Annotated in this window: 19 protein-coding genes; 6 read left to right on the top strand and 13 right to left on the bottom strand. The window is 71.6% G+C overall.

The window, feature by feature from the left end; translation table 11 throughout:
- Window positions 1-39 precede the first annotated feature (39 nt).
- The 3 genes from DFR69_RS24895 to DFR69_RS24905 all read right to left on the bottom strand — a co-directional run bounded on the left by DFR69_RS24895 (window position 40) and on the right by DFR69_RS24905 (window position 1,908).
- Window positions 40-774 carry a metallophosphoesterase family protein gene (locus DFR69_RS24895; RefSeq protein WP_110040109.1) on the bottom strand — a complete coding sequence of 245 codons (735 nt, stop codon included), beginning with the start codon at window positions 772-774 and terminating at the stop codon, window positions 40-42.
- Between the two features lie 7 nt (window positions 775-781).
- Window positions 782-1,603, bottom strand: a complete 822-nt coding sequence (locus tag DFR69_RS24900) for a nucleotidyltransferase (protein ID WP_482805363.1) — start codon at window positions 1,601-1,603, stop codon at window positions 782-784.
- Between the two features lie 74 nt (window positions 1,604-1,677).
- A complete protein-coding gene (locus DFR69_RS24905; RefSeq protein WP_110040040.1) occupies window positions 1,678-1,908 on the bottom strand; it encodes a hypothetical protein in 231 nt (76 codons plus the stop codon).
- 123 nt (window positions 1,909-2,031) lie between these two features.
- Here DFR69_RS24905 and DFR69_RS24910 point away from each other — a divergent pair, with 123 nt between their 5' ends.
- From DFR69_RS24910 to DFR69_RS24920, 3 genes are all read left to right on the top strand, one after another.
- Window positions 2,032-2,379 carry a DUF6766 family protein gene (locus tag DFR69_RS24910; protein WP_110040041.1) on the top strand — a complete coding sequence of 116 codons (348 nt, stop codon included), beginning with the start codon at window positions 2,032-2,034 and terminating at the stop codon, window positions 2,377-2,379.
- 75 nt (window positions 2,380-2,454) lie between these two features.
- On the top strand, window positions 2,455-4,236 hold the full coding sequence (locus DFR69_RS24915) for a thiamine pyrophosphate-requiring protein (protein WP_110040042.1): 1,782 nt from the start codon (window positions 2,455-2,457) through the stop codon (window positions 4,234-4,236).
- 68 nt (window positions 4,237-4,304) lie between these two features.
- Window positions 4,305-5,657 (top strand): cytochrome P450, encoded by a 1,353-nt coding sequence (locus tag DFR69_RS24920; RefSeq protein ID WP_110040043.1) that lies wholly within the window; start codon window positions 4,305-4,307, stop codon window positions 5,655-5,657.
- Between the two features lie 222 nt (window positions 5,658-5,879).
- Here DFR69_RS24920 and DFR69_RS24930 read toward each other — a convergent pair whose 3' ends face one another.
- On the bottom strand, window positions 5,880-6,233 hold the full coding sequence (locus tag DFR69_RS24930; protein WP_110040110.1) for a hypothetical protein: 354 nt from the start codon (window positions 6,231-6,233) through the stop codon (window positions 5,880-5,882).
- A gap of 120 nt (window positions 6,234-6,353) precedes the next feature.
- Here DFR69_RS24930 and DFR69_RS24935 point away from each other — a divergent pair, with 120 nt between their 5' ends.
- Complete coding sequence (locus tag DFR69_RS24935) at window positions 6,354-7,421, top strand: NAD-dependent epimerase/dehydratase family protein (RefSeq protein ID WP_110040044.1); 1,068 nt, start codon at window positions 6,354-6,356, stop codon at window positions 7,419-7,421.
- A 3-nt stretch (window positions 7,422-7,424) separates the two neighbouring features.
- Here the strand turns inward: DFR69_RS24935 and DFR69_RS24940 are convergent, their stop codons facing one another.
- The 7 genes from DFR69_RS24940 to DFR69_RS24970 form a co-directional block, all read right to left on the bottom strand.
- Window positions 7,425-8,543, bottom strand: a complete 1,119-nt coding sequence (locus DFR69_RS24940) for a metallophosphoesterase (RefSeq protein WP_373867101.1) — start codon at window positions 8,541-8,543, stop codon at window positions 7,425-7,427.
- Window positions 8,544-8,690: 147 nt separating this feature from the next.
- Window positions 8,691-11,297, bottom strand: coding sequence for a rifamycin-inactivating phosphotransferase (gene rph, locus DFR69_RS24945; RefSeq protein WP_110040045.1), 2,607 nt, complete (start codon window positions 11,295-11,297; stop codon window positions 8,691-8,693).
- 112 nt (window positions 11,298-11,409) lie between these two features.
- Complete coding sequence (locus DFR69_RS24950) at window positions 11,410-12,033, bottom strand: class I SAM-dependent methyltransferase (protein ID WP_110040112.1); 624 nt, start codon at window positions 12,031-12,033, stop codon at window positions 11,410-11,412.
- A gap of 57 nt (window positions 12,034-12,090) precedes the next feature.
- Window positions 12,091-12,621, bottom strand: a complete 531-nt coding sequence (locus DFR69_RS24955) for a VOC family protein (protein WP_110040046.1) — start codon at window positions 12,619-12,621, stop codon at window positions 12,091-12,093.
- A 195-nt stretch (window positions 12,622-12,816) separates the two neighbouring features.
- Window positions 12,817-14,202, bottom strand: a complete 1,386-nt coding sequence (locus DFR69_RS24960) for a styrene monooxygenase/indole monooxygenase family protein (protein WP_110040047.1) — start codon at window positions 14,200-14,202, stop codon at window positions 12,817-12,819.
- 44 nt (window positions 14,203-14,246) lie between these two features.
- Entirely contained in the window at window positions 14,247-15,677 is a 1,431-nt protein-coding gene (locus tag DFR69_RS24965) for an LLM class flavin-dependent oxidoreductase (RefSeq protein ID WP_110040048.1), read from the bottom strand.
- Complete coding sequence (locus tag DFR69_RS24970; RefSeq protein ID WP_110040113.1) at window positions 15,674-16,894, bottom strand: acyl-CoA dehydrogenase family protein; 1,221 nt, start codon at window positions 16,892-16,894, stop codon at window positions 15,674-15,676. Before DFR69_RS24970 ends, DFR69_RS24965 begins: the two co-directional genes overlap by 4 nt.
- A gap of 104 nt (window positions 16,895-16,998) precedes the next feature.
- On the opposite strand from DFR69_RS24970, the gene DFR69_RS24975 reads away from it, so the two are divergent.
- Entirely contained in the window at window positions 16,999-18,282 is a 1,284-nt protein-coding gene (locus DFR69_RS24975; protein ID WP_110040049.1) for an MFS transporter, read from the top strand.
- A gap of 1 nt (window position 18,283) precedes the next feature.
- Here the strand turns inward: DFR69_RS24975 and DFR69_RS24980 are convergent, their stop codons facing one another.
- On the bottom strand, window positions 18,284-19,111 hold the full coding sequence (locus DFR69_RS24980) for an SDR family oxidoreductase (protein ID WP_110040050.1): 828 nt from the start codon (window positions 19,109-19,111) through the stop codon (window positions 18,284-18,286).
- A gap of 81 nt (window positions 19,112-19,192) precedes the next feature.
- On the opposite strand from DFR69_RS24980, the gene DFR69_RS24985 reads away from it, so the two are divergent.
- On the top strand, window positions 19,193-19,993 hold the full coding sequence (locus tag DFR69_RS24985; RefSeq protein WP_110040051.1) for an LLM class flavin-dependent oxidoreductase: 801 nt from the start codon (window positions 19,193-19,195) through the stop codon (window positions 19,991-19,993).
- A 26-nt stretch (window positions 19,994-20,019) separates the two neighbouring features.
- Here DFR69_RS24985 and DFR69_RS24990 read toward each other — a convergent pair whose 3' ends face one another.
- Window positions 20,020-20,433: a helix-turn-helix domain-containing protein gene (locus DFR69_RS24990; RefSeq protein ID WP_110040052.1), complete on the bottom strand. Its 414-nt coding sequence runs from the start codon at window positions 20,431-20,433 to the stop codon at window positions 20,020-20,022.
- Window positions 20,434-20,693: the final 260 nt, after the last annotated feature.

Raw genomic sequence — 20,693 nt, forward strand, 5'->3', positions numbered from 1 at the left:
CAGCCGGTACAGCCATTTCAGCACGTTCTGCCCGGTTTGTCACCGATTCGGCGCGAACCGCCCCGTCGGCGCCAGGTCGTAGACCGCGTATTCGGTTCCGATCACCGGCTGCGCGACATTGCGCACGCGGATTCCGCCCGGCGTCGTGCCGCGTTCGATGCCCGCGTGCGCGTGCCCGTGGATCGCGAGATCGGCGCCGTTGGCATCGATGGCCTCGCCGAGCAGATACGACCCGAGGAAGGGGTAGATCTCGGGCGGTTCCCCGTGCAGGGTGTCCGAGATCGGCGAGTAATGGGTGAGTGCGACCGTGACATCGGCGCGCAGCCCGGCGAGCGCGGATTCGAGTCCGTGCGCCAATTCGACGGTGTGCGAGGCGAATCGGCGCATCTCCGGTTCGCCGAAGGCGCTCGCGCACTTGCCCGCGAAGCCGCCGCCGAAACCCTTGGTCCCGGCGATGCCGAGGGCGGCGCCGTCGACGGTGAGCACGGTCGCCGTGCCCTCGAGGACGATGATGCCGTGGTCGGCCAGCAACTGGGTGATCTCTCCGGCGCGGTCGCTGTGATGATCGTGGTTGCCCAGGACCGCGACCACGGGGACGCCGAGATCGGCGAACTCGGCGGCGACCACTTTCGCCTCGGCGATCGTCCCCACCCGGGTGAGATCGCCGGCCAGCAACAGCACATCGGCGTGTTCGGGCAGATCGGCGAGCGCGGGCCGCAGCCGCCCGCCGGAATCGGCTCCGAGGTGGACGTCTCCCACAGCGGCGATACGCATGGTCACCTCACCGCAGCCGTTCCGGTTCCGCGGGCGCCGCGGGATGGCTCACCCGGACGTCGTTGTGCACCCGGTACTGACCGACCCGTTCGCGCAGCACGGTTTCCAGTGCGCCCCTGCTGGATTCGTCGGACACCTCGCCCGTGAGCACGATGACGTCGCCGCGCAGCGTGACCCGCACGCTCGAGGTCGCGGTGCGGGGATCCTCGGCGAAGGCGCGGCGCAGGTTCGCGACGACGTACTGGGGTGGTTCGCCACGCGCGTTGGCGAAGGGGAAAGGGTGCAGTCCCAAATCGGCGGTGAGTCCGAGGAAGGCGCGCGCATAGGGCGAATGGGACACCTCGCGGTGCACCGCGGGCCAGTCGATCTGCTCGCGCAGGGCGCGCGCGGTGGCGAGCAGCCGGGTGAAGTCGAGGCGGTGCGCGTCGAGGACCATGAGCCGGTCGATCAGCAGGTCGGTGCCGGTGAGGACGGGCGCGCTCGCGGGACCGATCCCCATCGTCTCGGCGCGGTCGAGCAGGGCGTCGTCGACGGTGTGGTGGTTGGTGCGGAAGATCAGGTCCACCAGGATGTCCCCGTCGTAGACCTTGGTCAGCCAGTTCTCCACCGGGTCCTCGGGCCGCATCCCCACCGCGACCAGCGCCGTGCGCGCCGCCGCGCTGTCCTGCGGCCGGACGAAGATGTCGACGTCGTGTTCCGACTCCGGTCCACCTCGCGCGTACACCGCGCATCCGCCGCCGACCGCGAAGCGAATCCCCTTGTCCTGCAGGGTGTTCACGACGTGGGTGAGCGTGTGCAGCAGTTGGTCGATATCGGCGGTCATCTCCACGGCTCCCTCCCGATGGTGGCGAGCCGGGCCCGGCGAGGGGGTGCCGGACCCGGTCCTCACGTGGCGCGGCCCGATCAGCTCAGGCGGGCGGCGAGCAGCTTCTTCGCCTGTTCGGCGCCCTTGCGGCTCTCGGCTTGCGCACGGCGGAAGAACTCCGCCAGTTCGGTGTCGCCCGCTCGGTCGGCGTCGCGGCAGTACTCCTCCATCCGCAACGCGTTGCTCAGCGCCGCTTCGGTGAACCAGATCAGGTCGTAGTCCTTGTCGGCGGTCCCGGTGACCTGCCCGGTCTCCTGATCGATGGCCATCTGCCTCCTCCTCTCGGTCCGTCGCCGCGAACGCGGCCACACGCTGGTCCTACCCGCCTCGCACCCGCTCAATCGGCGGCGCGGCGGCCGTGTCGGCGACCGATTGCGGGGTATCGGCCAGGTATGGCACATTTCCGGCGGTGGGGAGCTGTCTACCTGCTCATGCTGCTGTTCCTCGGCTCGTGGGCCGCGCAGTTCGTCACCCAGCTCATCGAATACCGCAACACGCAGCAGCAGCTCGGTCAGCCGTTTCTCTGGTCCGGCTACTGGCCGGAGTTTCTCGCGAGCACGTTCGAGAACTGGCAGAGCGAGTGGTTCCAGCTCGTCTTCCAGGCGGTCCTGCTGCTGGGCGCCAAGCACTGGATCTTCCGGGTCGACGCCGAGAACTCCGAACGGATCGAATCCAAGATCGACGATCTGCGCGGCTATCTCGTCCCGCCCGAGCATCGGACGCAGGTACCGGGCGACTGAACGCGCGGCCCGATTGAACGCGGCGATCGCGGGTAGCGCGCCGGGAGACGACAGTGCGACGGCGAAGGAGGAACCATGGCGACACAGGTGGCCGACTATGTCCTGCGGCGGCTCAGGGAGTGGGGTGTCGAGCAGGTCTTCGGCTATCCCGGGGACGGCATCAACGGCCTGATCGCGGCCTTCGGGCGCGCCGACAACTCGCCGCGGTTCGTGCAGAGCAGACACGAGGAGATGTCGGCGTTCGAGGCCACCGGGTTCGCGAAGTTCAGCGGGCAGGTCGGCGTGTGCATGGCGACCTCGGGGCCGGGCGCGATCCATCTGCTCAACGGCCTCTACGACGCCAAACTCGACCATGTGCCGGTGGTCGCGGTGGTCGGCCAGACCGCCCGCAGCGCGATGGGCGGCAGCTATCAGCAGGAGGTCGACCTGCAGGCGCTGTTCAAGGACGTGGCCTCGGACTATCTCGTCGAGGTCAATGTGGCCGCTCAGCTTCCCAACGCGCTGGACCGGGCGATGCGGACCGCCCTGGCCCGCCGCGCGCCCACCGCGGTGATCATCCCCGCCGACCTGCAGGAGGAGCCCTACGAGCCGCCGGCGCACGCATTCAAGGAGGTGCCGTCGAGTCCGCCGGATGTCCCCTCGACCACCTCGGTACCGGCGCTCGCCGACATCGAGCGGGCCGCCGAGGTGATCAACGCGGGCAGCAAGGTCGCGATCCTGCTGGGGCAGGGCGCGCGCGGCGCCACCGAGGAGATCCTCCAGGTCGCCGAGCTCACCGGCGCGGGCATCGCCAAGGCGTTGCTGGGCAAGGACGTGCTCACCGACGAACTGCCCTTCGTCACCGGCGCGATCGGGCTGCTCGGTACCCGCGCGAGCTACGAGCTGATGCGCGACTGCGACACGCTGCTCATCGTCGGCTCCAACTTCCCGTACAGCCAGTTCCTGCCCGAGCTCGATCAGGCCCGCGCGGTGCAGATCGATCTCGACGGTGCGCTGATCGGCATGCGCTACCCGACCGAGGTGAACCTGGTCGGTGACGCGAAAGCCACCCTGGCGGCGCTGATCCCCCTGCTCGAGCCCCGCACGGACCGCTCCTGGCGCGAGACCGTGGAAGGCACTGTGCGGCACTGGTGGGAGACCCTCGAACGCCAGGCCATGCTCGACGCCGAACCGGCCAATCCGATGCGGGTGGTGTGGGAGCTCTCCCAGCGCGTCCCCGACGACGCGATCGTCACCGCGGATTCCGGGTCGTCCACCAATTGGTACGCCCGCTGCCTGCGGATGCGCGCGGGCATGCGCGGCTCGCTGTCGGGCACCCTGGCCACCATGGGCGCGGCGGTGCCGTACGCGATCGGCGCGAAGTTCGCCCACCCCGACCGTCCGGTCGTCGCCCTCGTCGGCGACGGCGCGATGCAGATGAACGGCCTCGCCGAGCTGATCACCGTCCACCGCTACCGGCACCTGTGGCCCGATCAGCGGCTCATCGTGTGCGTCTTCCACAACAACGACCTCAACCAGGTCACCTGGGAGCTGCGCGGCATGGGCGGCGCGCCGAAGTTCGAGGAATCCCAGACGCTGCCCGACATCTCCTACGCGGCCACCGCGACCTGCTTCGGCCTCGACGCGATCGAGGTCGACGACTCCGACGCCATCGGCCTCGCGTGGGACCGCGCACTGGCCGCCGACCGGCCGGTGCTGCTCGACATCCGGTGCGACCCGGAGGTCCCGCCCATCCCACCGCACGCGACCTACGACCAGATCAAGGACATGGGACGCGCTGTCCTGCAAGGTGATCCGGGCGCCTGGCACCTGCTGGTCCAGGGCGTGAAGACCAAAGCCCAGGAGCTGCGCCGCTGAGCCCCGGCGTTTGGGCGCGCGACGCCGTGGAATGGCCGCTACGAGAACCGAGCAACAGAGGAGGTCGGATGTCGGGTCATCGGCTGACAGGGGTGCGCGCGGCGGCCACGCTCGCGGATCTGGGCGCTGCCGGATTCGCCGCGGGCGTGATCGCGCGGCGGCGACGGATGATGGGTCTGCTCGAACGGACGCAGGCCGACGCGCGCACGGTGCGCCGGATGCGCGCGTTGCGCCGCGAATTCGGCAGCGGCCCGGTCGAACTCGTGGTGCCGGGTCGGCGCGTACTCGTCGTGACCGATCCCGCCGACGTCGGCCGCGTGCTCGACGGGGCGCCCTCGCCGTTCGATCCGGCGAACCGGGAGAAACGGGCCGCCCTCGGGCAGTTCCAGCCGCACGGTGTGCTGGTGCCGGAAGGGCGGATCCGGACCCAGCGGCGCGCGGTGAACGAGGTCGCGCTCGACACGGGTCGTCCGCTGCATCGGCTCGCCGGACCGTTCGCCGAGATCGTGGCCGAGGAGGCCGACCGGCTGCTCCGGGCCGCCGCTCGGGAAGGCCACCTCGACGCCGCGCGTTTCACCACCTCCTGGTGGCGATTGGTCCGGCGGCTGACGCTCGGGCCGGACGCCCGCGACGACGACGAGATCACCGACGAGCTCTGGCAGCTGCGGTCGGCCGCCAACTGGTCGTTCCTGGCGCCGGCGCGCCGGCGCACGCGCGAGCGGTTCTTCGACCGGCTCTACCGCTACGCCGAGTCCCCCGCCGAGGACAGCCTGCTGGGCGCCCTGGTCACCACGCCATCGGTCGCCGCCACCGACCCGCTCGGCCAGGTGCCGCACTGGCTGTTCGCCTTCGACGCCGCGGGCACGGCGCTCACGCGCACCCTCGCCCTGCTGGCGTCCCACCCCGAGCAGCTCGCCACCGCGTCCACCGAGGCGACGCTGCACCCCGAGTTGTCCACCCTCACCTACCTGCGCGCCTGCGTGCTCGAGTCGGTGCGGCTGTGGCCGACCACCCCGCTGATCCTGCGCGACACCACCGAGGACACTGTTTGGCGCGAGGGCGCGCGGAGTTTCACCGTCGACGCGGGCACGGCGGTGCTGATCGCGGCGGTGGCCTTCCATCGCGACGAGGAGCAGTTGCCCTTCGCCCACGAGTTCACCCCGAGCGCCTGGGTCGACGGTCGCGCGCGGCAGTACCCCCAGCTGGTGCCGTTCAGTGCGGGACCGGCGGCGTGCCCGGGGCGTGACCTCGTCCTGTTCGTCACGAGCACGCTGCTGGCGCACCTGCTGCGCGGCGCCCGTTTCGAGCTGCGTTCGACGCCCCGGCTCGCACCCGGTGAGCCGTTGCCGTTGACCTACAACAACTTCGGCGTCGACTTCGCGGTCAGCCCGCTGCGCGCGCCGACTCCCACCGTCACGTGAACACCGCGATCCCCGAGGAGGGCCGATCATGACGACACGTCTCACCCGTCCCACGCTCCCCGATCCGGCGGAACCCATTCCGCCGACACCGGGCCGCCCCGACCCCGTTCCCCCCGCACCCCGGCCCGACCCGGTGCCGCCGGGACCTCCCGAACCCGCGCCACCGCCGGATCCGTTCCCGCCGATCCCCGACCCGGATCCGCCGCTGCCGCAGCCGACCGCTCAGGCGGCCGCGCCGGCGCCGACGCCGAGATAGACGGTCATCAGCAGGAACAGGAACCAGCCCGCGCCCTGCCACAGCGGCCAGCTCTGACCGCGCCGCCAGGCCAGGTAGGTGCGGACGAACGCGCCGAGACCGCCGAGCAGCAGGATCACGGCCGGAGCCAGCAGGACGGCGGCCTTCGCCGGTCCGTCGCACAGTGTCGTCGGAGCGTCCGCGCAGGCCGACCTGCCGCCTGCCCAGATCGCGGTCGTGGCGGCCACCAGCGCAGCCGCCACGACGACCGCGACCAGGTAGCGGGCGGCCTGCCTGCCGGCCCGGCCGTTCGTCCAGCGCTTCTCCACATCATCGACCATCACCATCACCTCGCAGTCCGGGTTTCCGGTCCCACCCGGACCAAACAGCGGTTTCGCCCACCCCCGGGCGGGTAGGCGCGAGGCGACAGGGATCGACACCCGAGCGGAGGAGTGGTTGGCATGCGTGTCGTGATCGTCGGAGCGACCGGAAACATCGGAACCAGCGTGCTGGAGGCGCTGGCGGAGGAATCGGGCATCGACGAGATCGTCGGTGTGGCGCGCAGGATGCCCGTCGACGCCGCGCCCGGCGTGCGGTGGGAGCGCGCCGACATCCGCACCGACGACCTGGAGGCGCTGTTCCACGGCGCCGACGTGGTGGTGCACCTGGCGTGGCTGTTCCAGCCGACGCATCAGCCGCTCACCACCTGGCAGGCCAATGTCGGCGGCACCGAACGTGTCCTGCGCGCGGTCGCCGCCGCGCAGGTGCCCGCGCTGATCTTCGCCTCCTCGGTCGGGGCGTACTCACCGTGCGACGAGGACCGGCGCGTGCCGGAGAGCTGGCCGACCGACGGCTGGCCCGCCGCCGGCTACATGCGCGAAAAGGCCTACTGCGAACGGCTTCTCGACCGGTTCGAGGCGGAGCATCCCGACCGCAGGGTCGTGCGGATGCGGCCCGCGTTCAGCTTCCGGCGGGAGTCGGCGAGTCAGCAGCGGCGGCTGTTCCTCGGCCCGCTCGCGCCGAACGGGTTGCTGCGGCCCGGTCTGGTGCCGGTGCTGCCGGTGCCGCGCGGGCTCCGGTTCCAGGCCGTGCACAGCCGCGATGTGGGCCGGGCCTACGCGCTGGCCGTCACCACCGACGCCAAGGGGCCGTTCAATCTGGCCGCCGAGCCGGTGGTGGATCGGGCCGTGCTCGGCGACGTCCTCGACGCCAGAACCGTGCCGGTGCCGCGCGCGCCGGTCCGGGCGGGCCTCGCGGCGGCGTGGCACGCGCGCCTGGTCCCCGCCTCGCCGGACCTGTTCGACGCGATGCTGCACCTGCCGCTGATGGACACCGGCCGCGCACGGTCCGAGCTGGGCTGGACGCCACGCTTCGGCGCGGACGAGGCGCTGTCGCACATGCTCGCCGGTCTGCGCGTGGGGGCGGGCAAGGACACCCCGCCGCTGGATCCGCACGCGGGCGGACCGCTGCGCGTCCACGAGTTCACCACGGGGATGGGCAGCCGGGAGGACGCCGATCTGCGCGTCTGAGTTTCAGGCGGTGCGCAGGGTGAGGATCACGACCTCCGGCTGCACACCGAGCCGGACCGGCGGCCCCCACGCCCCGGCGCCGACCGTGGTGAAGATGCGCATGTCGCCGAATCGGTCCCAGCCCGAGACCGTCGGATTGGCCCAGCGCACCGGATAGACGAACGGCCACAGCTGGCCGCCGTGGGTGTGGCCGGACAGCTGCAGATCGACGTCGCGTTCGCCCGCCGCGGGCGCCTGGCGTGGCTGGTGGGCGAGCAGCAGCGTGAAGCGGGCCGGATCCGTGCCGGCGAGCGCGGCGTCCAGATCCGGGGCGTACGGCGCAGGGGCCGCGTAGTCGTAGACGCCGGCGATGTCGATCGAGGCGCCGTCGATCGACAGCTCCGTCCTGGTGTTGCGCAGGGTCTCGATGCCGAGGGTCTCCCAGTGGTCCAGCCAGGAGCCGACCTCGTCCACGTATCCCTCGTGATTGCCCGCGACGCCGATGACGCCGTACCCGGCGCGCAACTCCGCCAGCGGCGCGATGTCGCCGCTGACCAGGTCGACCGCACCGTCCAGCAGATCGCCGGGCAGCACGATGAGGTCGGGGTGCTGCGCGTTGACCAGATCGACGATCCGCGCGGTGAGGCCGGGCCCCCGGGCGGCGCCGACGTGCAGGTCCGACACCACGGCCACCCGCAACCCGTCGAACTGCCGGGGCAGATCGGCGAAGCGTCCCTCGGTCTCGACGACGCGGACGTTCTCGGCCTGCACCACGCCCACACCGACCGCGCCGAGAGAGACCACCACCGCCACGGCGGACAGCGCCCGGAGCCAGGTGGTGCGCCGTGTCGAGCCGGCCAGCCGCAGGACCAGCAACACCAGTCCGATCACCAGCAGCCCGAGCAGCAGATAGAGCAGCACCACGAACCAGGTGTAGCCCAGCCACACCACCGGCCGGACCGGGCCTGGCGCGTACACGCTGCCCGCGCCGAGGGCGATCACCGCCGCGACCCACAGCAGGCCGAGCACGATCCCCGCCGCGACCTTGGCGGGGCCGGGCACACCGGTGGCGATCACCAGGCGCCGATACAGCAGCCAGTGCGCCGACGCGGCCAACGCGCCGACGATGATCATCTGCAGCACAACAGGTTTCCTTCTCCGAGACCGACCGACGTCCGGGGTGCGGACACCTGGTTTCGCGCGAATTCCGGCCGCGCGGTCCGGGTTCGGCACCGCGTGCGGGCCGGTTCCCGACGGTACCGGCACCACACCCGCGGCCGGCAATCGTGGTCACTCCGCGAGGATCTCCACGTAGCCCTCCGTGCCGTGCACCCGGATGCGCTGGCCGTCGTGGATCAGCGCGGTGGCGTGTTCCACGCCGACGACGGCCGGCAGCCCGTATTCGCGGGCGATCACCGCGCCGTGGGTCATCACGCCGCCGACCTCGGTCACCAGCCCCGCGATCGCCACGAACAACGGAGTCCAGCTCGGATCGGTGTAGGCGGTGACCAGGATGTCGCCCGGCGCGAGGTCGGCCTGGCCGATGTCGGTGAGCACCCGGGCCCGGCCCTCGACCGTCCCGGCCGAGACGGCCATGCCGGGCAGCGCGCCCGCGGGCAGGTCCTCGCGCCGGTACGCGCCGCTGAGCGCTTCGCCGTCGGAGGTGAGCACGCGCGGCGCGGTGAGCGACTGATAGGAGCGGAACGCGTCCTTGCGGTCGTCGAGGAGCCCGGGTCGCACCCGCCGGGTGCGCACCACCTCGGCGAGTTCGTCGAAACGCAGGTAGTAGATGTCCTCGGGATCGTCGAGGACATCCGCAGCGACGAGGCGCCCGGCCTCGCGGAGCAGGGCCTGCTTGTAGATGAAGTAGCAGCTCACCATCGCGTACTTCGGATACTCCCGATAGCCGGCGAAGGTGCGGACCCGCGCGATCGTCGCCGCGGTCTCCTCGGCCTTGCGCGCGCCGTCGGGCAGGGCCCGGACACGCTGCAGGAGTTCGTGTTCCGCCTGTTCGGCGGCGCGCAGCCCGTCCTCGAAACGCCGCTGTCCGGCACCGGGGGCGAAGGTGCGCACGTTGCCGAGGATGGTCGGCACGAGGGTGGCGGGCCGTTCGCGCCAGCGGGGCCTGGTGATGTCGATCTCGCCGACGCACCGCATGCCGTACCGCTCGAGAAAGCCCTCGATCGCCGCGCGCGCCGTGCTCCCGCCGGGGCGGCGGGCGAGCTCGTCGAGGAAATCGGTGTCGGCGCCGCGCCGCTCGACTTCGGCCAGGTAGGCGACGACGGCGGGCAGCGGGCGGATCACGTCGGCGACATCGAGCAGCGCCAGCCCCATCTCGGAGGTCACGTTGCCGGGGACCGACTGGGTGAGGACGTCGGCGGCGTTCTTCTCCCCCAGCCATTCGCCCAGCCGGTCGTTGAGCCACCAGGTGGCGTCGATGGCGGCGTTGATCACCTGGAGGCTGCGCGGAAGGAACAGGGTGCGCCGCAGCTGCTGGATGTCGTTCTCGATGAAGTCCAGCAGTTCCGGGCCGGCGAGCGGTTCGATCGTCCGCCGCAACTCGGCCACGTAGTTCTCGCAGTGCGCGATCAGCTCGGCGACGATCGCCGGATCGGTCGGCACGGGTTCCGGTGTCGGCGCGGCCGGTGCGGTGGCCGGGTCGGCGGGTGGTGCGAGGGGGACGAAGCCGTCGCGGTCGAGGACGGTGCGCAGGGCGTCGCCGATCAGCGGGTCGGACTTGCCGAGCCCGTCGACCACGGCGGCGCGGGTCGCCGGAGCGGACAGGGCCGCGGTGACGTCGACGAACAGCCGGCCGCCCGCGTCCCGCATCACGGCGGGGCTGGTCAGCTGCCAGACCGAGAGGCCGAGCGGCTTCATCGCGTCGGTCATCATCTGCTGGTGCCCGACCGAGACGTAGACCCGGTTCGCGGTGTCCCCGGCGACGGGGATCGGGAACAGTGTGGTGATGGGCCTGCTCTGCACGATGCGGAATCCGGTATCGTCGCAACACCATTCGATGTCCTGCGGGGCGCCGAAGTGCGCTTCGATCCGTCGTCCGAGCCGCGCCAGCCGCAGCACCTCGTCGTCGGTGAGCACGCGCTCGGTACGGGACTCGTCGGCGAGCTCGCACACCTCGGTGCCGCCGCCGGGAACAGGACGCACCGCCAGCTTCTTGGTGGCGATCGACGCGCTGAGGACGGTGTCCTCGCGCACCCGGTAGACGTCGGCGTTCACCAGCCCGGAGACGAGCGCCTCCCCCAGCCCGAATCCGGCGTCGATGGACACGACCGTGCGGTCGGAGGTCACCGGGTCGGCCGTGACCATGATGCCCGCGGTCCGCGCGCACACCATCCGCTGAACGACCACCGCCATCCGGATCTTCGCGCTGTCGAAGCCGTTGCGCAGCCGGTAGGTGATCGCCCGCTCGGTGAACAACGAACCCCAGCAGCGGCGGACGTGATCCAGGATCGACGCCGCGCCCACCACGTTCAGGTAGCTGTCCTGCTGGCCCGCGAACGACGCGGTCGGCAGGTCCTCGGCCGTCGCGCTGGAGCGCACCGCGTAGGCGTCGTCGACTCCGAGCCGGGCGTGCGCGGCGCGGATCTCGGCGGCTACCGCGTCGGGGACCGGCAGTTCTTCGACGGTGTGGCGCAGCCGGGCGCTCAGCGCGGCGATCCCCGCGCGGTCGTCAGGCGCGAGCCCGGAGAGTTCGTCGAGGAGTTCATTGAACGACGGCGCGGCGGCCACCGTCGCGGCGAAGGCCTCGGTCGTCACGCAGAACCCGTCGGGGACCGCGACGCCGTCGACGCGAGCGAGTTCCCCGAGGTTCGCGCCCTTGCCGCCGACCGTCTCGACCTGGGTCCGGTCGATGTCGCCGAAGTCGAGCACATACGCCATCGCGCTACTCCTCACCTGGTGGTTTCGGTTTTCGCGAGCGATTATGGACGACAATTCGGCGCCTCATGAGGGCCCGGAATCGTGTATACAGTAGAAGGGGGAAGGGCAGCGTTCAGCGCGCGGGCGACAGCACCGCGACCAGGAAGTCGGCGTCGTCGGTGAAGGGTCGCAGATCCCAGGTCGAGAGCAGCAGATCGGCTGCGAGACCGCATGATTCGGCATCAGCGAGGAATTCCGGGAACGGGTAGCCGCGCTCGGCGCCGAACCCGATCACCACCCGCCCGCGCGGGCTGAGATGCCGGGCGAAGCCCGTGAGCACCAAGCGCCGCGTGGTGGGCGCGAGGAAGGTCATCACATTGCCCGCGCACACGATGAGGTCGAAATCGGCGGCGATGCCGCGGGCCGGGAGGTCCAGTTCGGCGAGGTCGCCCACCAGCCACGTCGGGCCCGGATGATCCGCCCGTGCCGCGTCGATCAGCACCGGGTCCACATCGACGCCGACGACGGTGTGCCCGGCCCCGGCGAGATAGCCGCCCGTGCGGCCCGCTCCGCATCCGGCGTCGAGCACCCGGCTGCCGCGCCCGAGCATCGCGTCGACCATCCGAGCCTCGCCGACGATGTCCTCGCCCTGGGCGGCGAGATTCCGGAATCGCTCCACGTACCAGGTCGAATGCGCCGGATCCGCGGCCGTGAGCTCTTCCCAGCGACTGGGGACCCGCTCGTTTCCCGTACCCATCAGCACCTCCTCGTCACCGGGCACCCTACCCACCATGACACGGCGCCCGCGCGGGCCTCAGGAGGTCGCCGCCCGCCGCGCCGCGACGCGTGCCCAGACCTGCGGATCGGTGCGCGGGCCGCCCGGGGTCGTGGCGCCGTAGCGATCGATCTGGGCGGCGATGTCCAGGGGCGCGGTCAGGGCGGTGCCGGGGGCCAGCGCGTCTTCCACGTGTTCGTCGGGGACCAGCCAGCACACCTCGAACTCGATGCCGTCGGGATCGCGGGCGTAGAGGGCCTTGGTCGAGCCGTGGTCACCGGCTCCGGTCAGCGCGTGCGCCGCCGCGAGCCGATTCCGGACCTCGGCCAGTTCCGCGAGCGTGTCGACCTCCCACGCCACGTGGTAGAGGCCCACCGAACCCCCTGGCGCCGCGGGCCGTCCGGCCTGGAACAGGCCGAGGTCGTGGTCGTTGGCCGAGCCGGGATGACGCAGGAACGCGCCACCGGGAAACGATTCGGGCAGCCGCTCGAAGCCCAGCACGTCCTCGTAGAAGCCGATACTGCGCGGCAGGTCCGCCACGAACAACACGATGTGATTGATTCCCCGCATCGACGGCGACCTTCCTCGAACGACAGCACTCCCCCGTCACGCTCCCACGCGGCCGTCGGAGGCGGAACACCGGTGACCACGGAGTGGGAGCCTCGATTGCGTGTCCGTACCGCCGCGGGTGGACGCCGCCGCGGTGACCGTAGGGTCCCGGACGACGCCCACCAGCGAGATCGCTTGCCGTGCAGGGTGATCGGGTCAGGCGCGGGTGAGCGCCCCCTCGTACGCGGAGCGCGCGAACCGTCCCGCCGGCTGGAAACGGGCGAGCAGATCCGCGGCGGGCACGCCGGTGACCTGCTCGATGTAGGCCCCCGCCTGATCGGCGGTCTCGATGCCGAGGAAGGACTGCGGATGGTGCAGCAGACCGACCAGCGCCGAGGCGAACCGGTCGTCGACCGCGGCGGCGGCGAAGAACTGGCCGCCGATGTCGGCGAAGGCCGGGTCACTGAGGAACAGGCGGGTCACCTTGGCGGCGGCATCACCGCGGGCGGCGAGGAACTCGGCGTAGCGCGCCGCGATCCAGGCCTCGTCGAAGGGGCCGTCGTGCACCGCGGCGGCCGCGACCAAGCGCTGCGCCTGGATCAGGCCGCTCTGCGCGCCCTGCCCGGCGATCGGGTCGTAGGCCACCGAGGTATCGCCCAGCGAAGCGACGGGATGACCGCTCGCCGTGCGGCCGACGCCCGCGCGCACCACCGGGCGGACGGCACCGGTCAGCCACGAGTGCGGGTCGTCCTCGATCACCGTGGTGGCCAGCACTTCCGGCAGATCCCAATCCGCGTAGTCGCGGTAGAGCTCGGTGACCACCCGGTGGGCCGAGGCCGCCGAGTCCGCGGTGGCGAAGCGGCGCTCCCAGTCGCTGCCCGGTCGCGCCCAGCCGAGGAACGCCCAGCTCGGGCCCGCGTCCTTGTGCAGGTAGGGACCCCACCAGCCCTCGCCCTGATCGGCGAAGATGGAGAAACCGCTGTGCGCGCCGCCGGCCGGGCCGCGATGGGCGAACACGTCCGGGTCGTGGCCGAGGCCGGTCACCGTCACGGTGAGGAGCTTGCGCTGGGGCGCGTCGTAGACCGTGCGGGCGGTGTCGATCGGGAACAGGTCCGACAGGCCGGCGCGGCCGGTCGCGACGAGGGTCAGGTCGTGCGCGGCGGCGATACCGTCCAGGGTTTCCGGAGTGACCTGCTCGACCACGAAGCGGCCGCCGCGGGCGCGGAACGCGGAGAGCCGTTCGTCGGCTTTGAGCCTGGTGTCGACCGCGACCCCGACGTAGCCGTCGAAGGCGCCGTCGAAGGCGATCAATTCGTTGCGGTCGGGATCGACCAGGCGCACGCTGAGCCCGGTGTGGCGGGGCGCCCTGGCGGTGTAGGTGTCCAGGCCGAGAGCCAGTTCGGCCTGTTGGGCCACACCGAATTCCAGGGCGGTGCCGGTGGCAGGAACGTCGTCGCGGAGGGCGGGCTGGTCGCGGTCGCTGTAGAGCGTGACCGTGAAGCCGGCGTCGAGCAGACCTAGCGCCGCGGAGACGCCGGTCTGTCCGGCGCCGACGATCGCGGCCGAACGCGTGGAACGTGAAGCGGGATTCTGCGATGTCATACCGGAATGGTGCGCGATTCCGGTCCGCCGCAGCAGGGTTGTACTCAGCGGGAGTCGATGGCCGAGCCCGGCCGGGCCTGTGCGTCGGCCAGGGCGGTCGAATTCGGTCCGCCCACACGGTAACTCGCGCCGCGATGCTCGTCCGGGAGCCGGTCGCCGGCGCCGAACAGCGCGTGCCGCAGGGTGCCCCCAGGGTACTCGGCCGCATACGCGCCCCGCGCGGTCAGCACCGGAACCACGTGCCGCACGATGTCTTCGAAGGTGCCCGGGGTGATCGCGTAGGCGAGGTTGAACCCGTCCAGGTCGGTCTCGCCCGCCCAGTCCTGCAGCTGGTCGGCCACGGTCTCCCCCGATCCGACGAACACCGGACCCATGCCGCCGATCCCGGCCCAGCGACCGATGTCGCGCACCGTCCACTCGCGCCCGTCGTCGTCGAACTCCTGGAAGGCGGCCACGGCCGACTGGATGGCGTTGCTGTGCACCTCGCCGATGGGATCGTCGAGGTCGTAGCGCGACAGGTCGATGCCCATCCACCCCGACATGAACACCAGCCCGCCCTCCACGCTCGCGTAGGACAGGTACTCCTCGTGTTTGGCGCGCGCGGCCTCGTCGGTGGCGTCGGTGACGATGGTGGCCAGCGCGTAGATCCGCGCCGCGTAGCGGTCGCGGCCCGCCTGCTCGAGCGCGTCCCTGATCCGCGACACCGTCTGGGCGAGTACGCGTTTCGACGGGGCGGCGACGAAGATCGCCTCGGCGTTCTCCGCGGCGAAGCGCACACCGCGCGGCGAGGCGCCCGCCTGATAGATCACCGGCGTGCGCTGCGGCGAGGGCTCGGACAGGTGGATGCCGGGCACGCTGAAATGCCGTCCGCGATGGCCGATGTGGTGCACCTTGGCCGGATCGACGTAGACCCCGCTCGCCGCGTCGCGGACGACCGCGTCGTCCTCCCACGAGCCCTCCCAGAGCTTGTAGAGCACCTCGAGGTACTCGTCGGCCTGGTCGTAGCGATCGTCGTGGTCGAGCTGGTCGTCGGCGCCCATGTTGCGCGCGGCCGAGGGCAGATAGCCCGTCACCACGTTCCAGCCGATCCGGCCGTCGGTGAGATGGTCCAGGGTGGACAGGCGGCGGGCGAACGGGAACGGGTGCTCGAACCCGGTGCCGGTGGTGACGCCGAAACCGAGGTGCTCGGTCACCGCGGCCATCGCCGTCACCAGCAGCAGCGGGTCGGCCACCGGCACCTGCGCGCCCTGGCGCAGCGCGGCGATGTCGTTGCCGCCGTACGCGTCGTAGATGCCGAGGACGTCAGCGATGAACAGGCCGTCGAAGCGGCCCCGCTCGAGCAGGCGGGCGAGCTCGGTCCAATAGCCGAGTTCCTTGTAGCGGTGCGACTGGTCGTCGGGGTGACGCCACAGACCGGGCGACTGGTGGGCCACGCAGTTCATGTCGAAGGCGTTGAACCGGATCCGGCGCGTCATCGGTTCACCTCCGCCGCGGCCCGCTCGCCCGCGCTCCAGCCGAACGGCAGGTCGGTGCCGTTGAGCAGATGATCGCCCACCACCCGTGCCTTCTGGATGGCCGGATTGTGCACGGAGATCGTTCGCGCGTTGCGCCAATGCCGGTCCAGGCGAAGGCCTTCGGAGACGATGGACGCCCCGCCGACCTCGAACAGCAGACTCGTCGCGGGCAGCACGGTGTCGATCACCGCGAGCTGGGCCTGGGCGGCGGCCAGTTCCACCTCGGTGAGCGCGCGCCGGTCGGTCGCGCCCGCCGCGAGCACCTCGTCGAGCAGGTCGGCGACCGCGAGCACGGTCGCGCGGGCGGCGAAGGCGGCCGCGGACAGCTTCCCGATCACCTGCTGCACGAGCGGATCGTGGCGGGGCAGGTCGGCGGCCGAATGGGTGTAGCCGCGGGTGCGGCGCGACACCCATTCCCGCACATCGCTTTCGGCGCGCTGCGCGATGCCGGCCAGCACGGCGAGCTGGACCAGCTGGAGGTAGGCGGTGGCATAGGTGGGTCCGGGCACCCCATAACCCGGTCCGAGGATCTGCTCGTCGGTGACGCGGACCGCGGCGAACTCGGTGGTGCCGCTGGCGGTGAGCCGCTGCCCGAATCCGTCCCAGTCGTCGTGCTGGCGGACGCCGTCGGCGCGGGCGCCGACCAGCACGCCCACGCGTTCGCCGTCACGGTCCGCGGCGACGAGGATGTGGTCGGCGTACAGCGAGCCGGTGCTGTAGTACTTGGTGCCGTCGAGTCGCCAGTGCTCGCCGTCGCGGGTGAGCCGGGTCCGGTAGCGGTCGACGGCGCCTACGCCTGGTTCGGTGATCGCGTTGCCCACCAGCGTGCCCGCGCTGATCGCGCGCAGCCACCGCTCCCGAACCGGCCCGGCCTCGGCGAGCAGTTGGTCCTCGACGAAGGAGAAGTGCACCCGCAGCGCCTGCGGCAGATTCGATTCGGCCGCGGCCAAGGCGATGAGCTGGCGGAACAGCTGGCGCACGCTCGCGCCGTGGCCGCCGTACTCCACGGGCACCCGCAGCGCGCCGAAGCGGGCGGCCCGCAGGGCGGCGATCTCGGTGTGCGCGAGTTCCCGGTCGGTCTCGCGGGCGACGGCGCCCTCGGCGATGCGGGCGAAGATCGGGGCGAACAGCTCGTCCAGGGCGGAATCGGCGACGCGTGCCTTCTCTGTGGATGTCATGTCCTCACCATGGCCCGGCCTGGCCGCGCGCTCACCGGTTGCGCGCAGCGCGATCACAATGGGTGCGCGCGGCGCGCGGCCGTCGGCTCTGCGACGATGACCCCATGAGCACCACCACCCGTCCGGGTGTGATCACCGCGAGCACGCTGGCGCTGTTGTCGTCGCTGTACTTCGCCCAGGGTCTGCCGTTCGGCTTCTTCACCCAGGCACTGCCCGTGGTGCTGCGCGAATCCGGTTTCTCGCTGGTGGCGATCAGCGCCTCGGGGGTGCTGTTCCTGCCGTGGGCGCTGAAGTTCCTGTGGGCGCCCTATGTCGACCGGTACGGCACCCGGCGCACCTGGCTGCTCGTCCTGCAGCTGACCGCGGCCACGGTCGCGATGCTGCTGGCCTGCCTGGACCTGTCGGCCTCGCTGCGCTGGCTGTTCGTCGGCATCGTGGTGGTGAACCTGCTCTCGGCGACCCAGGACGTGGCCACCGACGGCCTGGCCGTGCGCCTGCTCGGGCCACGCGAACGTGGTCTCGGCAACGGTATCCAGGTGGGCGCGTACCGGATCGGGATGATCGTCGGCGGCGGGGCGCTGCTGTGGCTGTTCGCCGTGTCCGGCTGGCGGCTGCTGTTCCTCGCCATGGCCGCGCTGATCCTGCTCACCACGGTGCCGGTGTGGCTGCTGCGCGAACCGGTCTCCGACCGCCCACCGCGTCCGCGGTCGGCGGTGATGCCCGTCGCTTGGTTGACCCGGCTGCGCAGGCCCGGCGTGCTGACCTTCGTCGCGCTGATCGGCGCGTTCAAGTTCGGTGACTCGATGGCCGCCGCGCTCACCGGACCGTTCCTGTCCGACGCCGGGCTCGATCTCGGCCAGATCGCCCTGGTCAAGGGCGTGCTCTCCTCGGCGGGCGCGCTCGCCGGTGCCGCCGTCGGCGGGTGGCTCGCCTATCGTTTCGGCCGCCGGCGCGCGCTGCTCCTCGGCGGGGTCACCCAGACCGCGAGCATCGCCCTGTATCTGGTCGCCGCCCTGGGGCTCGGCGGCTTCGAACTGCTCGTCGCGGCCTCGCTCGCCGAGCACGTCTTCGGCGGCGCGGCGACGGTCGCGGTGTTCGCCCTGATGATGGACGCCGCCGACTCCGACTACGCGGGCACCGATTACACGCTGCTGGCCTGCGCCATCGTCGTGGTCCAGGGAATGGCGGGCATGGCCGCGGGCATCGTCGGCGACCTGTTCGGCTACCCGGCCCTCTTCGGGACGGGGCTGGTGCTGTCCGGGTTGGGCTGCGCCGCGCTGCTCGCCGGCCTGGCGCGGCGCCTCGGACCCGCCACCCTGTACGCGCGCGACGCGGCGCCGCACGCCACCGGAGGAGCCTCCGCGGAGTACGGCGTCACACCACGCTGACTCAGCGGAAGGCGTCGATGTTCTCCTCGGCCCAGCGCTGAAAGGTCCGCTGCGCGCCCGTGATCCGGGTGACGGTGTCGCGCACACGCAGCAGGTCGTCGTTCACGTCGCCGCCGGTCACGTCGAGGACGGCGTCGGCGGCGTCACCGAAGATCTCGCGCAGGCGCGGACGCGCCTGCGCGCGGGTGATCTCGACGACGTCGATCTCTCGGCCGAGCAGCGCGGCCAGGGTGGCGATCTGCTGGCGCGCGCTGATCGGAGCCGGACCGGTCAGCGCGTACCGCTGTCCCCGATGGCCGGGCTCGGTCAGCGCGACCCGGGCCACCGAGGCGATGTCGCCGGGATGGATCGTGGGCAGCGCGGTGTCGGCGTACGGAATCCGAATCGGTTGTCCCGCACGGATCTCCGCGGCCCACAGCAAGGCGTTGGAGGCGAACTGGGTGGGCCGCAGCACGGTCAGGTCCATCCCGCTCGCGTCGAGGAGCTTCTCGACGCGAGCGTTCTCGGCGGCCGCCGCCAGGTGCGGATGGGTCTCGACGGTGATCGACGACACCAGGACCACGTGCTCGACCCCGGCGCGGCGCGCGGCCGCGATGATCTCGGCATCCGGGCCGAGATTCGGCACCAGGAACATCGCGCGCACGCCCGCGAAGAGGGCGGGCAGCGAGGAGACGTCGGACAGATCGGCCTCTACCGCCTCCACACCGTCCGGGAACTCCGCGCCGCGCACCTCCCGTGTCACGGCCCTGAGCGGTTCCCTTCCGTCCGTGCGGAGCTCGCCTAGCAGGGTGCGGCCGATGTTCCCGGTCGCGCCGGTCAGCAGAATCATGAGCAGTCCTCTCGTGGATGCGCTGGTCGACACGACGCTAAGATCTCAACCAATGTCCAGGTCAAGCTCTAGGCTGCGGACATGGTCCTGCGACACGGGGTGTACCTGCCGCCGTTCGGCGAGCTGGCCGACCCGAGGGTGCTGGCGGAACTGGCGGCCGAGGCCGAAATGGCCGGGTTCGACGGCGTCTTCCTGTGGGACCACGTCGCGCGCCCACAGGAGCCGGGTCTGGCGGTGGGCGACGCCTGGATCGGACTGGCCGCCATCGCGGCCGCCACGCGGCGGGTCGTCCTCGGACCCCGTGTCACTCCGCTTTCACGCAGGCGCCCACAGGACGTCGCCCGTGCGAGCGTCGCCCTCGATCAGCTGAGCGACGGCAGGTTCGCCCTCGGCGTCGGCCTCGGCTCCGACGCTACCGGCGAATTCGCCCGGCTCGGCGAAGTGACGGCGCCACGCGACCGGGCGAAACGCCTCGACGAGGCACTCACCGTGCTGACCGCGCTGTGGTCGGGCGAGATCGTCGACCATCCGGGTCCGGCATTCCCGGTGGACGGGCTCCAGTTCCTGCCACGCCCGCTCCAGCGCCCACGGATCCCGATCTGGGTCGCCGCCCAGTCGGTGCGCCAGGCGCCGTTGCGGCGCGCGGCCCGCTACGACGGGCTGTGCCCGGAAGCCACACCGGCCGAACTCGCCGCGATGCTCGCCATCGTCGCCGGGCACCGCGGCGGCGATCTCACCGGCTACGACGTCGTGGTCGCCGGACCCGCCGACGACGAGTGCGCGGCCTACGAGCGCGCTGGCGCCACCTGGTGGCTGACCCAGCTGCCGGTGGGCGTCACCCGGGCCACGGCGCGTGCGCGGCTGCGCGCGGGTCCGCCCTGATCGAGAACCCTTGACGCGCTGGGTGATCAGGCGTCGTGGTGGATGTCGACCAGCAGGCCGTCACCGGCGCGCAGGCGCTCGGCCATGGTGACGAGGATGTCGAGGGATTCGCTGGACAGACCGATCACGCGGGTCAGCAGGGCGCGTGGTTGGGCGAGTTCGAGGCGGCCGATGATCAGGTGGTCGTCGGCGGTCGGGTCCGGCAGTTCGGTGACGAAGAAGTAGGCGGGCTCGACCTTGAAGTATTCCGCCAGTGCCGCAACGGTTTTGGGCGAGGGGTTGCGCCGGTCACCGGACCGCAGCTGCGACAGGTACGGCGCCGAGATGCGATGCCCGGCCGCGCGCAGCGTGCGGGCGACGTGACGGTTCGTGCACTGCGGCGCGCCCGGCGCGGCGGCATTGTCGAAGAGCTCGTTGAGGCGGGCGGCGAAGTGCGTCACGGTGTTTCCTCGGCTTCAGATACGTCGAGATCCATGGTGGGCCACGGAGTGTGGTCCTGGCAACATCCGCAGCAAACCTGCGGCTTTCATCACAAAGCCAAGGGCCACCGCTTGTTTCAGCTGTGCAGTGCGGCGACGCGGCCGAGCCGGTGCCGTCTCCCCCACAGCCTGCCTGCCACCGCCGCCGCGGCACTGTTGCCCGTCGGCATCCGGCGGGCGGGCGCCCCGTCACCGGCCGCCTACCGGTGACGCCGTCGAGG

It is taken from the genome of Nocardia neocaledoniensis, from assembly GCF_003182135.1.
Classification (GTDB): Bacteria; Actinomycetota; Actinomycetes; order Mycobacteriales; family Mycobacteriaceae; genus Nocardia; species Nocardia neocaledoniensis.